This is a genomic window from Roseateles sp. P1_C6 (assembly GCF_056406315.1).
Genome location: NZ_JBFUAK010000002.1, coordinates 462,884 through 479,740 on the forward strand (window position 1 = coordinate 462,884; position 16,857 = coordinate 479,740).

The 16,857-nt window shown below is 68.1% G+C and carries 15 protein-coding genes; all 15 read left to right on the plus strand.

All coding sequences use genetic code 11. The features are described 5' to 3' along the window. The first annotated feature begins 8 nt into the window (after positions 1-8). Entirely contained in the window at positions 9-482 is a 474-nt protein-coding gene (locus AC1D29_RS05095) for a VOC family protein (protein ID WP_477894821.1), read from the plus strand. Between the two features lie 300 nt (positions 483-782). Continuing rightward, complete coding sequence (locus tag AC1D29_RS05100) at positions 783-2,132, plus strand: hypothetical protein (protein WP_477894823.1); 1,350 nt, start codon at positions 783-785, stop codon at positions 2,130-2,132. Between the two features lie 83 nt (positions 2,133-2,215). Next, positions 2,216-3,109, plus strand: coding sequence for a LysR substrate-binding domain-containing protein (locus tag AC1D29_RS05105; protein ID WP_477894825.1), 894 nt, complete (start codon positions 2,216-2,218; stop codon positions 3,107-3,109). Then, the gene (leuC, locus tag AC1D29_RS05110) at positions 3,106-4,518 is read left to right on the plus strand and encodes a 3-isopropylmalate dehydratase large subunit (protein ID WP_477894827.1); all 1,413 of its coding nucleotides are present in this window, start codon (positions 3,106-3,108) and stop codon (positions 4,516-4,518) included. Before AC1D29_RS05105 ends, leuC begins: the two co-directional genes overlap by 4 nt. 5 nt (positions 4,519-4,523) lie before the next feature. After that, the gene (gene leuD, locus AC1D29_RS05115; protein WP_477894829.1) at positions 4,524-5,171 is read left to right on the plus strand and encodes a 3-isopropylmalate dehydratase small subunit; all 648 of its coding nucleotides are present in this window, start codon (positions 4,524-4,526) and stop codon (positions 5,169-5,171) included. 1 nt (position 5,172) lies between these two features. Then, on the plus strand, positions 5,173-6,267 hold the full coding sequence (gene leuB / locus AC1D29_RS05120) for a 3-isopropylmalate dehydrogenase (RefSeq protein WP_477894831.1): 1,095 nt from the start codon (positions 5,173-5,175) through the stop codon (positions 6,265-6,267). Between the two features lie 85 nt (positions 6,268-6,352). Beyond that, complete coding sequence (asd, locus tag AC1D29_RS05125; RefSeq protein WP_477894833.1) at positions 6,353-7,465, plus strand: aspartate-semialdehyde dehydrogenase; 1,113 nt, start codon at positions 6,353-6,355, stop codon at positions 7,463-7,465. Between the two features lie 286 nt (positions 7,466-7,751). Then, positions 7,752-10,265, plus strand: coding sequence for a motility hub landmark protein FimV (locus tag AC1D29_RS05130; RefSeq protein ID WP_477894835.1), 2,514 nt, complete (start codon positions 7,752-7,754; stop codon positions 10,263-10,265). Between the two features lie 58 nt (positions 10,266-10,323). After that, positions 10,324-11,106 (plus strand): tRNA pseudouridine(38-40) synthase TruA, encoded by a 783-nt coding sequence (truA, locus tag AC1D29_RS05135; RefSeq protein WP_477894837.1) that lies wholly within the window; start codon positions 10,324-10,326, stop codon positions 11,104-11,106. After that, positions 11,103-11,732, plus strand: a complete 630-nt coding sequence (locus AC1D29_RS05140; RefSeq protein ID WP_477894839.1) for a phosphoribosylanthranilate isomerase — start codon at positions 11,103-11,105, stop codon at positions 11,730-11,732. The genes truA and AC1D29_RS05140 overlap by 4 nt, the downstream gene beginning before the upstream one ends. Before the next feature lie 9 nt (positions 11,733-11,741). Beyond that, positions 11,742-13,004 carry a tryptophan synthase subunit beta gene (gene trpB, locus AC1D29_RS05145; RefSeq protein WP_477894841.1) on the plus strand — a complete coding sequence of 421 codons (1,263 nt, stop codon included), beginning with the start codon at positions 11,742-11,744 and terminating at the stop codon, positions 13,002-13,004. Next, positions 13,001-13,801, plus strand: coding sequence for a tryptophan synthase subunit alpha (gene trpA / locus AC1D29_RS05150; protein WP_477894843.1), 801 nt, complete (start codon positions 13,001-13,003; stop codon positions 13,799-13,801). The genes trpB and trpA overlap by 4 nt, the downstream gene beginning before the upstream one ends. Before the next feature lie 3 nt (positions 13,802-13,804). Then, positions 13,805-14,677, plus strand: a complete 873-nt coding sequence (accD, locus tag AC1D29_RS05155; protein ID WP_477894845.1) for an acetyl-CoA carboxylase, carboxyltransferase subunit beta — start codon at positions 13,805-13,807, stop codon at positions 14,675-14,677. Positions 14,678-14,745: 68 nt separating this feature from the next. Continuing rightward, complete coding sequence (gene folC / locus AC1D29_RS05160; RefSeq protein ID WP_477894847.1) at positions 14,746-16,056, plus strand: bifunctional tetrahydrofolate synthase/dihydrofolate synthase; 1,311 nt, start codon at positions 14,746-14,748, stop codon at positions 16,054-16,056. Positions 16,057-16,070: 14 nt separating this feature from the next. Next, a complete protein-coding gene (locus AC1D29_RS05165; RefSeq protein ID WP_477894849.1) occupies positions 16,071-16,856 on the plus strand; it encodes an SPOR domain-containing protein in 786 nt (261 codons plus the stop codon). Position 16,857: the final 1 nt, after the last annotated feature.

The following is a 16,857-nucleotide window of genomic DNA, read 5'->3' on the forward strand; positions in this document are numbered from 1 at the left end:
CGACGACCATGAGCATCAACACCACACGCCCGTTCCGAGTCCTCGGCCTGCAACAGATCGCCATCGGCGGCCTGGACAAAGCCAAGCTGCGCCACCTGTGGGTGGATCTGCTGGGCGTGCCGGTGACCGGCAACTTCAGGAGCGAGCGGGAGAACGTCGACGAAGACATCTGCACGCTGGGGCAGGGCGCCCATGCGGTGGAGGTGGACCTGATGCAGCCGCTGGACCCGGACAAGAAGCCCGCCGTGTACGCCACGCCGCTGAACCACATCGGCCTGTGGGTGGACGACCTGCCCGTGGCCGTGCAGTGGCTGGAGTCGCAGGGCCTGCGCTTCGCGCCGGGCGGCATCCGCCGCGGCGCGGCGGGCCATGACATCTGCTTCGTTCACCCCAAGGGCAACGACCAGTTCCCGTTCGGCGGCGAGGGCGTGCTGATCGAACTGGTGCAGGCGCCGGCCGAGGTCATTGCGGCCTTGGGTTGAGCTTGTCTTCCAGGCCGTAGCGGCGCTGCAGCGCCGTGGCAGCCTCCAGCGAGGCAAGCCACGCTTGCGTCGCCGCGAAGCGGTTCGCTGGCTGCGAAGCGGCGGTTCCCGAATCACCGCTTCTGCGAAACCGTACCCGTCCGTAACCTGCAGGCAGCAAAACTTGCGCGTGCTGCGCTGGGCTCACCGGCCCGTGGCACACCGGGAGGCGGAGTGGCCACGAGCTGTTCTGCGGGTTCGGTCGCAAGGCTTTGCTTTGACGCGGGCCAGAATGCCGGCTTTCCCACGCCGCTGTCGCCGATGCGCCCCGTTGTCGCCCCGCTCGCCCTGCTTGCCCTGCTGCTGCCCACGCTGGCGCAGGCCTGGGGCAACCACACGCCCATGTGCTATCGCGCCTTCGAGCGCATGCCCGAGGTCGCGAACGCGGCCGCGGTGAAGGCCGAACCCCTCGTCGATTTCCTGCGTGACCAGGAAGCTGCTATCGCCCGCACGCTGGATGCGCAGGAGGCCCAGGCCCGCGAGCATCTGAAGGGCCATGCGCCGCGGCCAGACGCCTTGCGCTTTGCGATCGATGCCAAGCGCAGCGATGCCGACCGCCGCGCCGCCTTCCTGCGGGCCTTGCGCCTCTCGCCGCAGTCCCGGCTGGCGCTTTATCTGCAGGCCGATCCGCGCGACGGCGAATCGACGCGGCCGGCCATCGATGCCAACGTCGTCAGTGCCGTCACGCCGAGCAAGGGCGCCACGCAGCGCTTCGCCGCCTTGCAGCCCGGCGAGGCGGTGGCGCCACTGGCCGTGCTGGCCTCCGCGTGCGACGAGCCCGACTACGGCCACGACCTCAACCTGTTCGACGACAACCCCGGTAGCCCGGCGAACCCGTCCTATGGCTTCGGCAAACAGCCCTTTGGCAACCCGGCCGTCGCCATCGGTTCGCAGGCGCCCTTCCACATGGGCTTCTTCCATCAGGGCGCCGTCTTCAACACGCTGGCGCCCAGCTTTGCGCGCACCTTCACCGAACTGCGCGTGCAGCAGTACGGCGGCCTGGCCGTGCTGGCCTGGCAGACCGGCCATGCTTACTGGGGCTGGCGCTTTGCCGGCCTGGCGCTGCACCATGTCGAGGACCTGACCCAGCCCTATCACGCCAGCGCCGCGCCGGGCGCCACGCTGGGCCACATGATGTGGGTCAACCTGAAGGCCCAGCTCGGCGCGCCGGCGGACCGGCAAGGCCTGGTCGTGCTGCAGAGCAACCGGCATTTCGTGCTGGAGCAGTTCCAGACGCGCTGGATCATCGACAACGCCCGCCAGCGCAGCGACGGGCCGCTGGAGACGGCGCTGCGCGATGCCGGCCGTGACGCGCGCTACCCCGCCTGGAGCGTGAGCTATGTGCGTGATGTCGTCGCGGCGGAAGCCTTCGCCGCCGGGCCCGCGACGGATTCGGCGGTCGTCGTCGGTGCGCCGGCGAAATTCGTCACTGACCCCAATTTCGATTTCGCCGCCAACGAGGCGACTCTCGGCCCGGAGCTGGCGCGCGACATGCAGGGCCAGCGCGATGCACTGCACCAGGCGATCGCGGAGCTTCTGGGCCACTTCGGCGCGCACAGCCGCAATGCGCTGCGCGGCCTGCTGAAGCAGGCAGCTTCAGTGGTGCGCTGAATTTCGCCATTGACGAAGCCGGCGTCGCTTTTTGGCGCAGAATTGCCTTCTTCACGAAGGCTATGCTGGAGTCAGAGACAAACATGCGCCACGACCTCACCACCCTCAACCTCGTGCTGGCCATCGAGCAGACCCGCTCGATCACCCGCGGTGCGGCCCAGGAACACCTGGCCCTGGCCGCTGCCAGCAAGCGACTCTCGGACCTGGAAAGCCGCCTCGGCGTGCAGCTCTTCGAGCGTCGCGCCCGGGGTGTCGAGCCGACCGAGGCGGGGCGGGCGCTGGTGCGTCACATCCGCTCGCTGCACGCGTCGCTCTATGCGCTCGAAACCGAGGTCATGGAGTTTTCGCGCGGCATCAAGGGTCATCTGCGCATCGCGTCCAACACCAGCGCGATCGCCGAATGCCTGCCGCCGTATCTGGTCGAGTTCTCTCAGGCGCATGGGCAGATCCGCATCAGCCTGGAAGACCTGACCAGCGCCGAGGTGCAGGCCGCGGTAGCCGAAGGCCGCGCGGACGTTGGCATCTTTGCCGGCCCGCTGCTGGACAACCGGGTGCAGACCTGGGTGTTCGCGCGCGGCCGTCTGGCCGCGCTGGTACCGCTCAAGCACCCGCTGGCCAACCGCGAGTCGGTGACCTTCAACGAGTTGCTGGCCTATGACCTCATCGGCCTGCATGCCGGTGCCAGCGCGCAGGAACTGATGCGCGAGCAAGCCGCAGCGCTGGGCCAGACCTTGAACGCGCGCCTGCAGGTGCGTGGTTTCGACGGCATCGCGCAGTTGGTCGAGTCCGGCCTGGGCGTGGCCGTGCTGCCCGAGGCTCCGGCCGAACGCTTCACCCGCGTTTTCGGCGTGCGCTGCCTGCGCCTGGATGAAACCTGGGCCGAGCGCGACTATTACTTGGGTGTGCTGCGCCAACAGCGCTTGCCCACCGTGGTGCAACGCTTCGTGGACACCCTCATTCCCCGAGAAAAGCAATGACCGCTAGAACTCTTTACGACAAGCTCTGGGATGAGCACGTCGTGCACTCCGAGCCGGACGGCACGGCACTGCTCTACATCGACCGCCATCTCGTGCACGAGGTGACCAGTCCGCAGGCCTTCGAAGGCCTGGATCTGGCCGCTCGCAAGGTCTGGCGCCTGAGTGCCAACCTGGCCGTCAGCGACCACAACGTGCCGACGACGGACCGAAGCCAAGGCATCGCCGACCCGATCTCGCGCCTGCAGGTCGACACGCTGGACGCCAACTGCGACCGTGTCGGCATCACGCAGTTCAAGATGAGCGACAAGCGCCAGGGCATCGTGCACGTCATCGGCCCGGAGCAGGGCGCCACGCTGCCCGGCATGACCGTCGTCTGCGGTGACAGCCACACGTCCACGCACGGCGCCTTCGGCGCGCTGGCGCATGGCATCGGCACCAGCGAGGTCGAGCATGTGCTGGCCACGCAGACGCTGTCGGCCAAGAAGGCCAAGAACCTGCTCGTCAAGGTCGAGGGCCAATGCCCCAAGGGCGTGGGCGCCAAGGACATCGTGCTGGCCATCATCGGCAAGATCGGCACGGCCGGCGGCAACGGCTACACCATCGAGTTCGCGGGCGCGGCCATCCGCTCACTCTCGATGGAAGGTCGCATGACCGTCTGCAACATGGCCATCGAAGCCGGCGCCCGCGCTGGCCTGATCGGCGTGGATGACACGACGATCAATTACGTGAAGGGCCGCCCTTTCTCGCCGCAAGGCGTGGAATGGGACCAAGCCGTCGCCTACTGGCGCACGCTGCACACGGACGCCGGCGCGCACTTCGACAAGGTCGTCGAGATCGACGCCGCGCAGATCCGCCCGCAAGTCACCTGGGGCACGTCCCCCGAGATGGTGCTGTCCATCGACGACCGCGTGCCCGATCCCGACAAGGAGCGCGATGCCATCAAGCGCGGCGCCATCGAGCGCGCGCTGACCTACATGGCGCTCGAGCCCAACAAGGCCATCAACGACATCCATGTCGACAAGGTCTTCATCGGCTCCTGCACCAACAGCCGCATCGAGGACATGCGCGAGGCCGCGGCCATCGTGCGCCGCGTCGGCGGCCGCGTGGCCAAGAACATCAAGCTGGCGCTGGTCGTGCCGGGCTCCGGCTTGGTCAAGGCGCAGGCCGAGGCCGAAGGGCTGGACCAGGTCTTCAAGGGCGCGGGTTTCGAATGGCGCGAGCCGGGCTGCTCCATGTGCCTGGCGATGAACGCCGACCGTCTGGAGCCTGGCGAGCGCTGCGCGTCCACCAGCAACCGCAACTTCGAAGGCCGCCAGGGCGCGGGTGGTCGCACCCACCTGGTCAGCCCGGCCATGGCCGCTGCTGCGGCCATGACCGGCCATTTCGTTGACGTCCGCACGTTGAGCTGAGAGCCATGGACAAGTTCACCATCCACAAGGGCCTCGTCGCGCCCATGGACCGCGACAACGTCGACACCGACGCCATCATTCCCAAGCAGTTCCTGAAGTCGATCAAGCGCAGCGGCTTCGGCCCCAACCTGTTCGACGAATGGCGTTACCTGGACCACGGCGAGCCCGGCCAGGACCCGGCCAGCCGCAAGCCCAACCCGGACTTCGTGCTGAACCAGCCGCGCTACCAAGGGGCCAGCGTGCTGATCGCGCGCAGCAACTTCGGCTGCGGCTCCAGCCGCGAGCACGCGCCCTGGGCGCTGCAGCAGTACGGTTTCCGCACCATCCTGGCGCCCAGCTTCGCCGACATCTTCTTCAACAACTGCTTCAAGAACGGCTTGCTGCCCGTCGTGTTGCCGGAGTCAGCAATTGCGCGCCTGTTCGACGAGGTCTATGCGTTCCCGGGCTATCAGTTGGTCGTCGACCTGCCGCGCCAGGTCGTCGTCAAGCCCGACGGCGCCGAGCTGCCGTTCGACATCGAGCCGTTCCGCAAGGAATGCCTGATCGGTGGCCTCGACGAGATCGGCCTGACGCTGCAGCACACCGACAAGATCCGCGCTTACGAGGCGCAACGCATCGCCGCCAAACCCTGGCTGAACAACAGAGTGATTTGAGATGAAGAAGATTGCAGTGCTGCCGGGCGACGGCATCGGTCCCGAGATCATGGCCGAGGCGGTCAAGGTCTTGAACGCACTCGACCTGCCTTTGCAGCTCGACTGGGCCGACGTCGGCGGCAAGGCCTACGAGACCAGCGGCCACCCGCTGCCGCCCGCCACGCTGAAACTGGCGCAGGAAGCCGACGCCGTGCTGTTCGGCGCCGTGGGTGACTGGAAGTACGACAAGCTGGAGCGTGCGCTGCGCCCTGAGCAGGCCATCCTCGGCCTGCGCAAGGCCTTGGGCCTGTTCGCCAACTTCCGTCCGGCCATTTGCTACGAGCAGCTCACGCATGCCTCGTCGTTGAAGCCCGAACTGGTGGCAGGCCTGGACATCCTGCTGATCCGCGAACTGACCGGCGACATCTACTTCGGCCAACCGCGCGGCCGCCGCACGGCCGTGGATGGCCACTTCCCCGGCGCTGACGAGGCTTTCGACACGATGCGCTACTCGCGCCCCGAGATCGAGCGCATCGCCCACGTCGCCTTCCAGGCCGCCCGCAAGCGTGGCAAGCGCCTGACCAGTGTCGACAAGGCCAACGTGCTGGAGACCTCGCAGTTCTGGAAGGACATCGTCATCGAAGTCCACAAGAGCTACCCCGACGTCGAGCTGGACCACATGTACGTGGACAACGCCGCGATGCAGCTCGTCAAGGCGCCGAAGAAGTTCGACGTCGTCGTGACCGGCAACATGTTCGGTGACATCCTGTCCGACGAGGCCGCGATGCTGACCGGCTCCATCGGCATGCTGCCGTCCGCTTCGTTGGACGCGAACAACAAGGGCCTCTACGAACCCAGCCACGGCAGCGCGCCGGACATCGCGGGCAAGGGAATTGCCAACCCTCTGGCTACAATCCTCTCCGCTGCCATGATGCTCAAGTTCTCCCTCAACCAAGCCGACGCTGCCGCTCGTATCGAGTCGGCCGTGCAGTCGGTGCTGGCTCAGGGCTTGCGTACCGCCGACATCTGGAGTGAAGGCACCTCGAAGGTTACGACCATCGAGATGGGCGACGCTGTCGTCAAAGCCATCACGACCACGAAAACCATCAAGAGCTAACGCTCCGTCTCGTCTCGCCCCTCCAAACCCGGCGAACGAGCCGGGGCCCGAAGTGGATGGGGTTTGGTGAACGAAAGGAAAGATGATGACGACCTTGGTAGGCCTCGTAGGCTGGCGCGGCATGGTGGGCTCGGTGCTCATGGAGCGCATGACCGCTGAACGCGATTTCGACCTGATCGAGCCGCTGTTCTTCTCGACGTCCAATGCCGGCGGCGCTGCTCCGGCCCAGGCCAAGAGCGAGACGAAGCTGCAGAACGCTTTCGACCTCGAACAGCTCAAGCGCTGCGACATCATCATCACCGCGCAGGGCGGCGATTACACGACCGAGGTCTACCCCAAGCTGCGCGCCTCGGGCTGGAACGGCCACTGGATCGACGCGGCCTCCACGCTGCGCATGGCGGATGACGCGGTCATCATCCTCGACCCCGTGAACCGCCCCGTCATCGACCAGGCGCTGAGCAACGGCGGCAAGAACTGGATCGGCGGCAACTGCACCGTCAGCTGCATGCTGATGGGCGTGGGCGCGCTGTACAAGGCCGGCCTCGTCGAGTGGATGTCCACGCAGACCTACCAGGCCGCTTCGGGTGGCGGCGCTCAGCACATGCGCGAGCTGCTGACGCAGTACGGCACGCTGAACGCCGCCGTCAAGCCGCTGCTGGACGACCCCAAGAGCGCCATCCTCGAAATCGACCGCCAGGTCATCGCCAAGCAGCGCTCGCTGTCGGCCGAGGAAACCGCCAACTTCGGCGTGCCGCTGGGCGGCTCGCTGATCCCGTGGATCGACAAGGACCTGGGCAATGGCATGTCCAAGGAAGAGTGGAAGGGCATGGCCGAGACCAACAAGATCCTCGGCTCGGGCGCCATCCCCGTCGACGGCTTCTGCGTGCGCGTGGGTGCCATGCGTTGCCACAGCCAGGCGCTGACCTTCAAGCTGAAGAAGGACGTGCCGCTGGCCGACATCGAGGCCATGATCGCCGCCGACAACGAATGGGTGAAGGTCGTGCCGAACACGCGCGAGGCCACCATCCGTGGCCTGACGCCGGTGGCCGTCACCGGCACGATGACGATTCCCGTCGGTCGCCTGCGCAAGCTGGCGATGGGTCCCGAGTACCTCGGCGCCTTCACCATCGGCGACCAGCTGCTGTGGGGCGCGGCGGAGCCGCTGCGTCGCATGCTGCGCATCCTGCTCGAGCGTTGAATTCGCTTACGGTCTTTTACGCCTTGACCTAGGGTTCACCCGGGCGTCGATATTGAAACCAAGCGACACATCAGGTACCCCTTGAGCATTTCAGCGTATATGCTTGATGCCGTTGTGTTTTTGATTCGAGACTCGACGCAGGCCATGACGTGCAAACCAGCGTTCAGACCAGGTTCGTGCAGCGCGTGCTGAAGATCGAGACAGGCGGGGCCTCATGCCCCGCCTTGTTGCTTTGGGGAATGCCTTGAAAGACCACATCCGCGACGCATTCGAGGGAGTTAGACCGATGGGCTTTGCTCGCCACCACCTCGCCCTTGCCGCCGCTTTGCTCATGGCCAGCGGTGGCGTGCATGCGCTGGGGCTGGGCAAGCTCAACGTGCAGTCGGCTCTCGGCGAGACCATGCGCGCCGAGATCGACGTCACCAGCCTGACGCCCGAAGAGGCTGCCACGCTCAAGGTGCGCGTCGCACCGCCCGAGTCCTACCGCAGCACCGGGGTCGACTACAACCCCGTGCTGACCTCGACGCAGGTCCAGATCACCCGCCAGAACGGTCGCACCGTGTTGCGCGTCAGCAGCGACCGAGCCGTTCAGGAACCCTTCGTCGACGTCATCCTCGAGCTGACCTGGTCGAGCGGCCGCCTGGTGCGCGAATACACGCTGCTGTTCGATCCGCCCAGCCTGCCCAAGCCCGCGCCCATCATCACTGCGCCTCCGGCCGTTGCAGCCGCGCCCGCACCCGCCACAGCCGCCTCCAGCGAGGCCGTACCCGCGCCTGCCCCGGCCGTGACGACCGCGCTGCCGCGCAATGGTTCCGCGTCGTCGCCTGCCCCGGCCCCGGTCGCCGCCGCCCGCACGCCGGCTCCGGCGCCCGTGCGCCCGCCCGTCACCGCGGCGTCCGAATACACCGTGCGCCCGGGCGACTCGTTGTCCAAGGTCGCCTCGCGCACCCAGGTCAGTGGCATCTCGCTGGACCAGATGCTGGTGGGCCTGTTCCGCAACAACCCCGACGCCTTCATCGACGGCAACATGAACCTGCTGAAGTCGGGTGCCGTGTTGCAGGTGCCGTCCAGCGATTCGCTGGCCACCGTGCCCGCACCGGAAGCGCGCCGCATCATCCTGGCCCAGAGCGCCGACTTCTCCGCCTACCGCCAGCGCCTCGCGTCCGCCGCGCCGACGCTGGAGAACACCGAGAGCGAGCGCCAGTCCAAGGGTCAGGTGCAGGCCGCCGTCGAGGACCGCAAGCCCGCAGCCGCGACGACGCCCGACAAGCTCACGCTCAGCAAGGCCGGTGGCGCTGCCTCTACCGCGGCCGAGACCAAGCTGTCCAAGGACACCGAGAAGAAAGACGCCGCCGCCCGCGTTGCTGAGCTGACCCGCAATGTCGAGGAGCTGAAGAAGCTCTCCAGCGCAGCCAAGCCCGCTGCGCCGGGTGCCTCCGTGGCGCCGGCGCCGGCGCCGGCCACGCCGACCTTGCCCGCCCCGGTGGTGGCTGCCGTCGAGGCTGCTTCGGCCGCCGCGCCGGCGCCTGTGGCCGCTGCCAGCGTCGCCGCGTCCAAGCCGCTGGCACGCGCCAGTGCGCCGCTTGCGCCGCCGCCCGCTGCCGAGCCGCCCGGCTTCATCGAACAACTGCTCGACAGCCCCATCGTGCTGCCGTTGGCCGGCGTGCTGGTGGCCGTGCTGGGCGGCCTGGGCCTGTACCGGCTGCGTTCGCGCCGCCCGGTCAATGCAGCCGAGACCGGCTTCCACGAAAGCCGCCTGCAGCCCGACTCCTTCTTTGGCGGCACCGGTGGCCAACGCGTCGACACGCGCGACGCGCAGAACAGCGGCCAATCGTCCATGAGCTACTCGCTGAGTCAGCTCGACGCCATCGGCGATGTGGACCCGGTCGCCGAGGCCGACGTCTACCTGGCCTATGGCCGCGACCTGCAGGCCGAGGAAATCCTGAAGGAAGCCCTGCGCGCCAACCCGACGCGCCTGGCCATCCGCCTGAAGCTGCTGGAGGTCTACGCCAAGCGCCGTGACACCAAGGGCTTTGAGCAACTGGCCGTGCAGCTGTACGCCGAGACCCGCGGCAACGGCGAAGACTGGGCCAAGGCGCAGGAACTGGGCCGCGGCATCGACCCGGACAACCCGCTCTACCAGCCCGGCGGCGCGCCTGCGCATGTCGAGGACGGCCCCGAACTGCGCCCCGAGCCCATGAACGCCAGCACGCTGCCGCAAACGGCGCTGCCCAGCGGTGTGAATACCGCCGCGGCTCATCTCGGGACCGATGCGATGTCGCGTGGCGGCCCGGACACTGGCCCCGTCAGCGGTTTCGACCTGGCGCTGGACCTGGACCTCGATGCGCCCGAGCCCGTTTCGCCGACGGCCATGGCCGCGACCCAGGCCATGCCGGCCTCGGTCGAGCAAGCCCCGTTGACGATGGATTTCGACATCTCGGGCCGCGGCACGCGCACCGCGCCGCCCGCGCCGGATCTGAACTTCGACCTGAGCGGCATGGGTGACCTGCCGGTGATGGCGCCGTCCCCCGCCGTGCCGGCCACCGCGCCGGCCGACCTGGACTTCGACCTGGGCGAGCCGACCCTGCCCGGTGAAACCGATCCGGACCGCCTTGCCGAAGCGCTGGACGCGCTGGGTGATGATGACGGCGACCCGCTGCTGCGTCAGCTGGAGCTGGCCGACGAGTTCCGCCAGATCGGCGACACCGAAGGCGCCCGCGAGGTGCTGCAGGAGCTGATCCAGCGCGCCAGCGGCTCGCTGCGCGACCGTGCGCAAACCATGCTGAACGAGCTTCGCTGAGCCTCAACCGCGATACTTCGACGCCCGGCCTTGGCCGGGCGTTTTTACTTTGGAGCCCATGAGAGTCGCACTAGGAGTCAGCTACCGCGGGGGCGGCTACAACGGCTGGCAGAGCCAGCCCGACGGCCGCACCGTGCAGGACGCGCTTGAAAAGGGCTTGTCCGCTTTCGCAGCCCAGCCCATCCGCACGATCTGCGCCGGCCGCACCGATGCCGGCGTGCACGGCATCAACCAGGTCGTGCATTTCGACACCGAGGTCGAACGCGAGCTGTTTTCCTGGGTGCGCGGCAGCAACCGCTATCTGCCGGCCGACATCGCCATCCAGTGGTGCCGCTTCCCGGGCGACGCCTTCCATGCCCGCAACTCGGCGCGGGGCCGGCGTTATGCGTACCTGCTGCTGGAGTCCGCCGTGCGGCCTGCCATCGAGTCCGGCCAGTGTGGCTGGGTGTTCCGCCCGCTGGACCAGGCCGCGCTGGAGGCCGCCGCCGAGCGGCTGATCGGCGAGCACGACTTCTCGTCCTTCCGCTCGTCCGAATGCCAGGCGGCGTCGCCCATCAAGACGTTGCGCGAGATCCGCGTGCAGCGGCGCGGTGCGTACTGGCGCTTCGAGTTCGAGGCCAGCGCCTTCCTGCACCACATGGTGCGCAACCTGATGGGCTGCCTGCTCGCCGTCGGCAGCGGCACGCGCTCGCCGGACTGGGTGTCGGACGTGCTGGCCGCGCGCGACCGCAAGGTGGCGGCGCCCACTTTTGCCCCTGACGGCCTCTATTTCCTCGGCCCGACCTACGATGCCGAGTTGGACATCCCGCGGCAGGTCGCCGCGCTCGACTGGCTGCCATGACCCGAATCAAGATCTGCGGCCTGACCCGCGAAGCCGATGTGGAAGCGGCCATTGAAGCGGGTGCCGATGCCATCGGTTTCGTCTTCTACGCCAAGAGCCCGCGCGCCGTCACGCCGCAGCGGGCGAGGGCGCTTGCCCAGTTGCTGCCGCCCTTCGTGACGCCGGTGGGCCTGTTCGTCAACGCGACCGACGCCGAGCTGCAGGCGGGTTTCGAGGCCTTGCCCAACATGCTCGTCCAGTTCCATGGTGACGAGACGGCGGCCGACTGCGATCGCGTGAGGCGACCCTATCTGCGCGCCGCCCGCATGGCGCCGGGCGTCGATTTGCTAGACTTCGCGGCACAGTTTTCCAATGCCCAGGCCATCCTGCTCGACGCCCACGTCGACGGTTACGGCGGTGGCGGCAAGGTCTTCGATTGGTCACTCATTCCTCCAAGCGTCAGCTCTCGCCTCGTTTTGTCTGGTGGGTTGAATGCAGCAAACGTCGCCGATGGCATCCGCCAGGTGCGGCCCTGGGCCGTTGATGTGAGTTCCGGCGTCGAGGTGTCCAAGGGCATCAAGAGCGCCGACCTGATGCACGAGTTCTGCCGCGCGGTGAAGCGCGCCGACGCAGAACTGACCCGATAGGGGAAGACCATGTTCAAGTACGACCAGCCCGACGCGACCGGGCATTTCCGCCATGCCGGTGCGGCCACCTTTGGCGGCAGCTTTGTCTCCGAGACCCTCGTCCACGCGCTCGATGAGCTCAAGGACGCCTACGCGCACTACCGCAACGACCCGGACTTCATTGCCGAGTACCAGCGCGAGCTCAAGCATTTCGTCGGCCGACCCAGCCCGATCTATCACGCCGAGCGCCTCAGCCGTGAGCTGGGTGGCGCGCAGATCTACCTCAAGCGCGAGGACCTCAACCACACCGGCGCCCACAAGATCAACAACGTCATCGGCCAGGCCATGCTGGCCAAGCGCATGGGCAAGCCGCGCGTCATTGCGGAGACGGGTGCCGGCCAGCACGGCGTGGCCACGGCCACGATCTGCGCGCGCTACGGCCTGGAATGCGTGGTCTACATGGGCAGCGAGGATGTCAAGCGCCAGTCGCCCAACGTCTACCGCATGAAGCTGCTCGGCGCGACCGTCGTGCCCGTCGAGTCCGGCAGCAAGACGCTGAAGGACGCGCTCAACGAGGCGATGCGCGACTGGGTCACCAACGTCGAGAACACCTTCTACATCATCGGCACCGTGGCGGGTCCGCACCCCTACCCGATGATGGTGCGCGACTTCCAGCGCGTCATCGGCGACGAATGCCTGGTGCAGATGCCCGACATGGTCGGCCGCCAGCCGGACGCCGTCATTGCCTGCGTGGGCGGCGGCAGCAATGCCATCGGCATCTTCTATCCCTACATCCAGCACGAGGGCACGCGCCTGATCGGCGTCGAGGCGGCCGGGGAGGGCATCGCCAGCGGCAAGCACGCGGCCACGCTGTCGGCCGGCAGCCCTGGCGTGCTGCATGGCAACCGCACCTACCTGCTGCAGGATGCGGATGGCCAGATCATCGAGACCCATTCCATCTCCGCCGGCCTGGACTATCCCGGTGTCGGCCCCGAGCATGCCCACCTGAAGGACATCGGCCGGGCCGAGTACGTGGGCGCGACCGATGCCGAGGCCATCGAGGCCTTCCACCGGCTGTGCCGCACCGAGGGCATCATCCCGGCGCTGGAATCCAGCCATGCCGTGGCCCATGCGATGAAGATCGCGCCGACGATGGCCAAGGAGCAGGTGCTGCTGGTCAACCTATCGGGCCGTGGCGACAAGGACATCGGCACGGTGGCCGACCTGTCCAAGGCCGACTTCTACTGCCGCCCCTCTTGCCGCGGCCAGGTCGTCAAGGGAGGTGCGCAATGAGCCGCATCACGACGACCTTCAACCAGCTCAAGGCCGACGGCCGCAAGGCGCTGATCCCCTTTGTCACCGCCGGTGATCCCTACCCCGAGGCCACCGTCGACCTGCTCGTCGCGATGGCCGAGGCCGGTGCCGATGTCATCGAACTGGGCGTGCCGTTCTCCGACCCGATGGCCGACGGCCCCGTCATCCAGCGCGCCGGCGAGCGCGCGTTGAAACACGGCATCGGCCTGCGCAAGGTGCTGGGTTTCGTGCGCGAGTTCCGCGCCCGCAACGCGACCACGCCCATGGTGCTGATGGGCTATGCCAACCCCGTCGAGCGCTACGGGCTGGACGCCTTCGTGGCCGATGCCAGGGATGCCGGCGTCGACGGCATCCTCATCGTCGACTACCCGCCCGAGGAGTGCGAAGAGTTCGCAGCCAAGCTGCGCGCGGCCGACATGGACGCGATCTTCCTGCTTGCGCCCACGTCCACCGAGGCCCGCATGGCCCAGGTCGGCAGGCTGGCCAGCGGCTATGTCTACTACGTGTCGCTGAAGGGCGTGACCGGCGCCGGCCACCTGAACACGGCCGCCGTCGCCGAGGCCGTGCCGCGCATCCGCCGGCACGTCAGCACCCCGGTGGGCGTGGGCTTCGGCATCCGCGACGGCGCGACGGCGCGGGCGGTGGCCGACGTTTCCGACGCGGTCGTCATCGGCTCCAAGCTGGTCGAATTGCTGGAGCGCCAGCCAGCCGATAATGTCGCCTTGACTGGTGCGGCCTTCATCCGTGAAATCCGTGCCGCACTCGACAAGGATTGAGACATGAGTTGGCTCGACAAACTGCTCCCGCCCAAGATCCAGCAAGGTGACCCCGCGGACCGCCGCACGGTCCCCGAAGGCCTGTGGATCAAGTGCCCGAGCTGCGAGACGGTGCTCTACAAGACCGACCTGGAGCAGAACATCAACGTCTGCCCCAAGTGCTCGCACCACCACCGCATCGGCGCGCGCGCGCGCCTGGATGCCTTCCTCGACGGCGAAGGTCGCTACGAGATTGGCCAGGAAGTGCTGCCGGTTGACGCGCTGAAGTTCAAGGACAGCAAGAAGTACCCCGACCGCCTGAAGGAAGCGCTGGAGAACACCGGCGAGACCGATGCGCTCGTCGTCATCGGCGGCGCCGTCATGAGCGTGCCTGTGGTCGCGGCCTGCTTTGAGTTCGACTTCATGGGCGGTTCCATGGGCTCCGTCGTCGGCGAGCGCTTCGTGCGCGGCGTCGAGACGGCCATCGAGCAGAAGACGCCCTTCATCTGCTTCACCGCCACTGGCGGCGCGCGCATGCAGGAAGGCTTGCTGAGCCTGATGCAGATGGCCAAGACCAATGCGTCACTGACGCGTTTGGCCAAGGCCAAGTTGCCCTACATCAGCGTGCTGACCGACCCGACCATGGGCGGCGTGTCGGCCTCGTTCGCGTTCGTCGGTGACATCGTGCTGGCCGAGCCCAAGGCGCTGATCGGTTTTGCCGGCCCGCGCGTCATCGAGAACACCGTGCGCGAGAAGCTGCCTGCCGGCTTCCAGCGCGCCGAGTTCCTGATGGAGAAGGGCGCCGTCGACATGATCGTGGACCGCCGCCAGCTGCGCGAGACCATCGCGCGCCAGCTCGCGATGCTGCAGCGCCAGAGCGCGGACGCCGTCGCCTGAACGTCGCCCGCAGAGTTCGGAGCCAGGCCCCGTGCCTGGCTTTTGTTTTTTCGCCATGACGCTTGACCATGACGCTCGATGACTGGCTCGCCCACTGCGAGCGACTGCACCCCAAGACCATCGACATGACGCTGGAGCGCGTCGCGACCGTGCGTGAGCGCTTGGGGCTCGCCTTCGACTGTCCGACCGTCGTCGTCGCAGGCACCAACGGCAAGGGCTCGACCTGCGCGATGCTGGAGTCCATCGCGCTGCACGCCGGCTACCGTGTAGGGCTCTACATCAAGCCCCACCTGGTGCATTTCCAGGAGCGCTGCCGCGTCGGCGGCGCGCCGGTGACGGCCGAGTCGCTGGAACCCCATTTCGAGGCCGTCGAAGCTGCCCGCGGCGACATCACGCTGACCTACTTCGAGTTCACGACGCTGGCCATCATGCGCCGCCTGCAGCACGAGCCGCTGGACCTGGTCATCCTGGAAGTGGGGCTGGGCGGCCGGCTGGACGCGGTCAACGTCATCGACGCCGACTGCGCCGTCATCACCAGCATCGACCTGGACCACACCGAGTTCCTGGGCAGCGACCGCGAGAGCGTCGGCCGCGAGAAGGCCGGCATCATGCGCGCCGGCCGCCCTGTCGTCGTCAGCGACCCGGTGCCGCCGGCGTCGCTGGCCGCGCGGGCCGCGGAGCTGGGCGCCGACCTGCGCCAGCTGGGCCGCGACTTCACCTTCAGCGGCGACCGCACGCAGTGGCAATGGGCCGGCCGCGGCAAACGCTTCTCGGGCATGGCCTACCCGGCGCTGCGGGGCGTGAACCAGTTGCTCAATGCCGCTGGCGTGCTGGCCGCGCTGGAGGCGCTGTCCGACCGCCTGCCCGTCAGCGCCCAGGCCGTGCGCACAGGCCTGGCGCTGGTCGAGCTGCCGGGGCGCTTCCAGGTGCTGGCCGGCCAGCCCGCCGTCGTGCTGGACGTGGCGCACAACCCGCACGCCGTGGCCGCGCTGGCGCAGAACCTCGACCAGATGGGTTTCTTCCCGCGCACCCACGCCGTCTTCGGCGCGATGGCAGACAAGGACCTGGCCGGCATCCTCGCGCGCATCGCGCCACTGGTGGACGTCTGGCACTTCACCGACCTTCCGATGCCGCGCGCCGCGACGGCCGAGCAATTGCAGGCCGCCTTTCTGGCCGCTGGGCTGAAGACGCCGCCCGACGTTCAGACGCATGTGCACATCAACCCTCTGCAAGCGCTGCAAGCCGCGGCGGCCGGGGCGACCACGGCCGATAGAATCCTCGTCTTCGGTTCCTTCTACACCGTGGGCGGGGTGCTCCAGCAGGGCCTGCCGCGCGTGACGGCCGGCGCTGCCGAGCCCAAGCCTCCCACTCTCCACTGAGCCAGACGCCGCCGATGGGCCTGTTTTCCTTCCTCAAACGCGACGACGCCGCCGCGGCGGCGCCCAAGAAGTCGGCCGGAAAGTCCGGCGCCAAGGCTTCGGCCGCCGACGACGTGCAGGTGCTGCGCATCCGCGCCCGCCGGCGCCTGATCGGCGCGGCCGTGTTGGTGGCCGCTGGCGTGGTCGGCTTCCCGCTGATCTTCGAAACGCAGCCGCGGCCGATCCCGGTCGACCTGCCGATCGACATCCCGCGCAAGGACGGCGCGCCGCCGCTGGTCGTGCCCGCGCGCGCGCCGCTGGCCCAGGCCGACGTGGCTTCGCAGCCCGAGGTCGCACCGCCGCCCGTCGAGGCCAAGCCGGTGGAGAAGCTGGCGGAGAAGCCCGTCGACAAGACGCCAGAGAAGCCGGCGGACAAGCCGGCTGAAAAACCGGTCGACAGGCCGGCTGTCAAGGTCGCCGAGAAGGCGCCGGACAAGCCAGCGGAGAAGCCCGCCGACAAGCCCAAGCCCCACGCCACCGACGGCGCCCGCGCCCAAGCCCTGCTCGAAGGCAAGGAGACGACGGCGGCGGCCGCGCGCTTCATCGTCCAGGTGGGTGCCTATGGCGAGAACAAGACGGCGCAGGACGTGCGCGCCAAGGTCGAGAAGCTGGGCCTCAAGACCTATGCCCAGGCCGTCGACACGGCCGACGGCCGCCGCATTCGCGTGCGCCTGGGCCCGTTCGCCAGCCGCGATGAGGCCGAGCGCGCATCCGCCAAGCTCAAGGGTGCTGGCCTGCCCGGCGCCATCCTGACGCTCTAGG

Coding starts and splice junctions, on each gene's coding strand:
- AC1D29_RS05095 (WP_477894821.1), top strand. CDS start 9: ATGAGCATCAACACCACACGCCCGTTCCGAGTCCTCGGCCTGCAACAG.
- AC1D29_RS05100 (WP_477894823.1), top strand. CDS start 783: ATGCGCCCCGTTGTCGCCCCGCTCGCCCTGCTTGCCCTGCTGCTGCCC.
- AC1D29_RS05105 (WP_477894825.1), top strand. CDS start 2,216: ATGCGCCACGACCTCACCACCCTCAACCTCGTGCTGGCCATCGAGCAG.
- leuC (WP_477894827.1), top strand. CDS start 3,106: ATGACCGCTAGAACTCTTTACGACAAGCTCTGGGATGAGCACGTCGTG.
- leuD (WP_477894829.1), top strand. CDS start 4,524: ATGGACAAGTTCACCATCCACAAGGGCCTCGTCGCGCCCATGGACCGC.
- leuB (WP_477894831.1), top strand. CDS start 5,173: ATGAAGAAGATTGCAGTGCTGCCGGGCGACGGCATCGGTCCCGAGATC.
- asd (WP_477894833.1), top strand. CDS start 6,353: ATGACGACCTTGGTAGGCCTCGTAGGCTGGCGCGGCATGGTGGGCTCG.
- AC1D29_RS05130 (WP_477894835.1), top strand. CDS start 7,752: ATGGGCTTTGCTCGCCACCACCTCGCCCTTGCCGCCGCTTTGCTCATG.
- truA (WP_477894837.1), top strand. CDS start 10,324: ATGAGAGTCGCACTAGGAGTCAGCTACCGCGGGGGCGGCTACAACGGC.
- AC1D29_RS05140 (WP_477894839.1), top strand. CDS start 11,103: ATGACCCGAATCAAGATCTGCGGCCTGACCCGCGAAGCCGATGTGGAA.
- trpB (WP_477894841.1), top strand. CDS start 11,742: ATGTTCAAGTACGACCAGCCCGACGCGACCGGGCATTTCCGCCATGCC.
- trpA (WP_477894843.1), top strand. CDS start 13,001: ATGAGCCGCATCACGACGACCTTCAACCAGCTCAAGGCCGACGGCCGC.
- accD (WP_477894845.1), top strand. CDS start 13,805: ATGAGTTGGCTCGACAAACTGCTCCCGCCCAAGATCCAGCAAGGTGAC.
- folC (WP_477894847.1), top strand. CDS start 14,746: ATGACGCTCGATGACTGGCTCGCCCACTGCGAGCGACTGCACCCCAAG.
- AC1D29_RS05165 (WP_477894849.1), top strand. CDS start 16,071: ATGGGCCTGTTTTCCTTCCTCAAACGCGACGACGCCGCCGCGGCGGCG.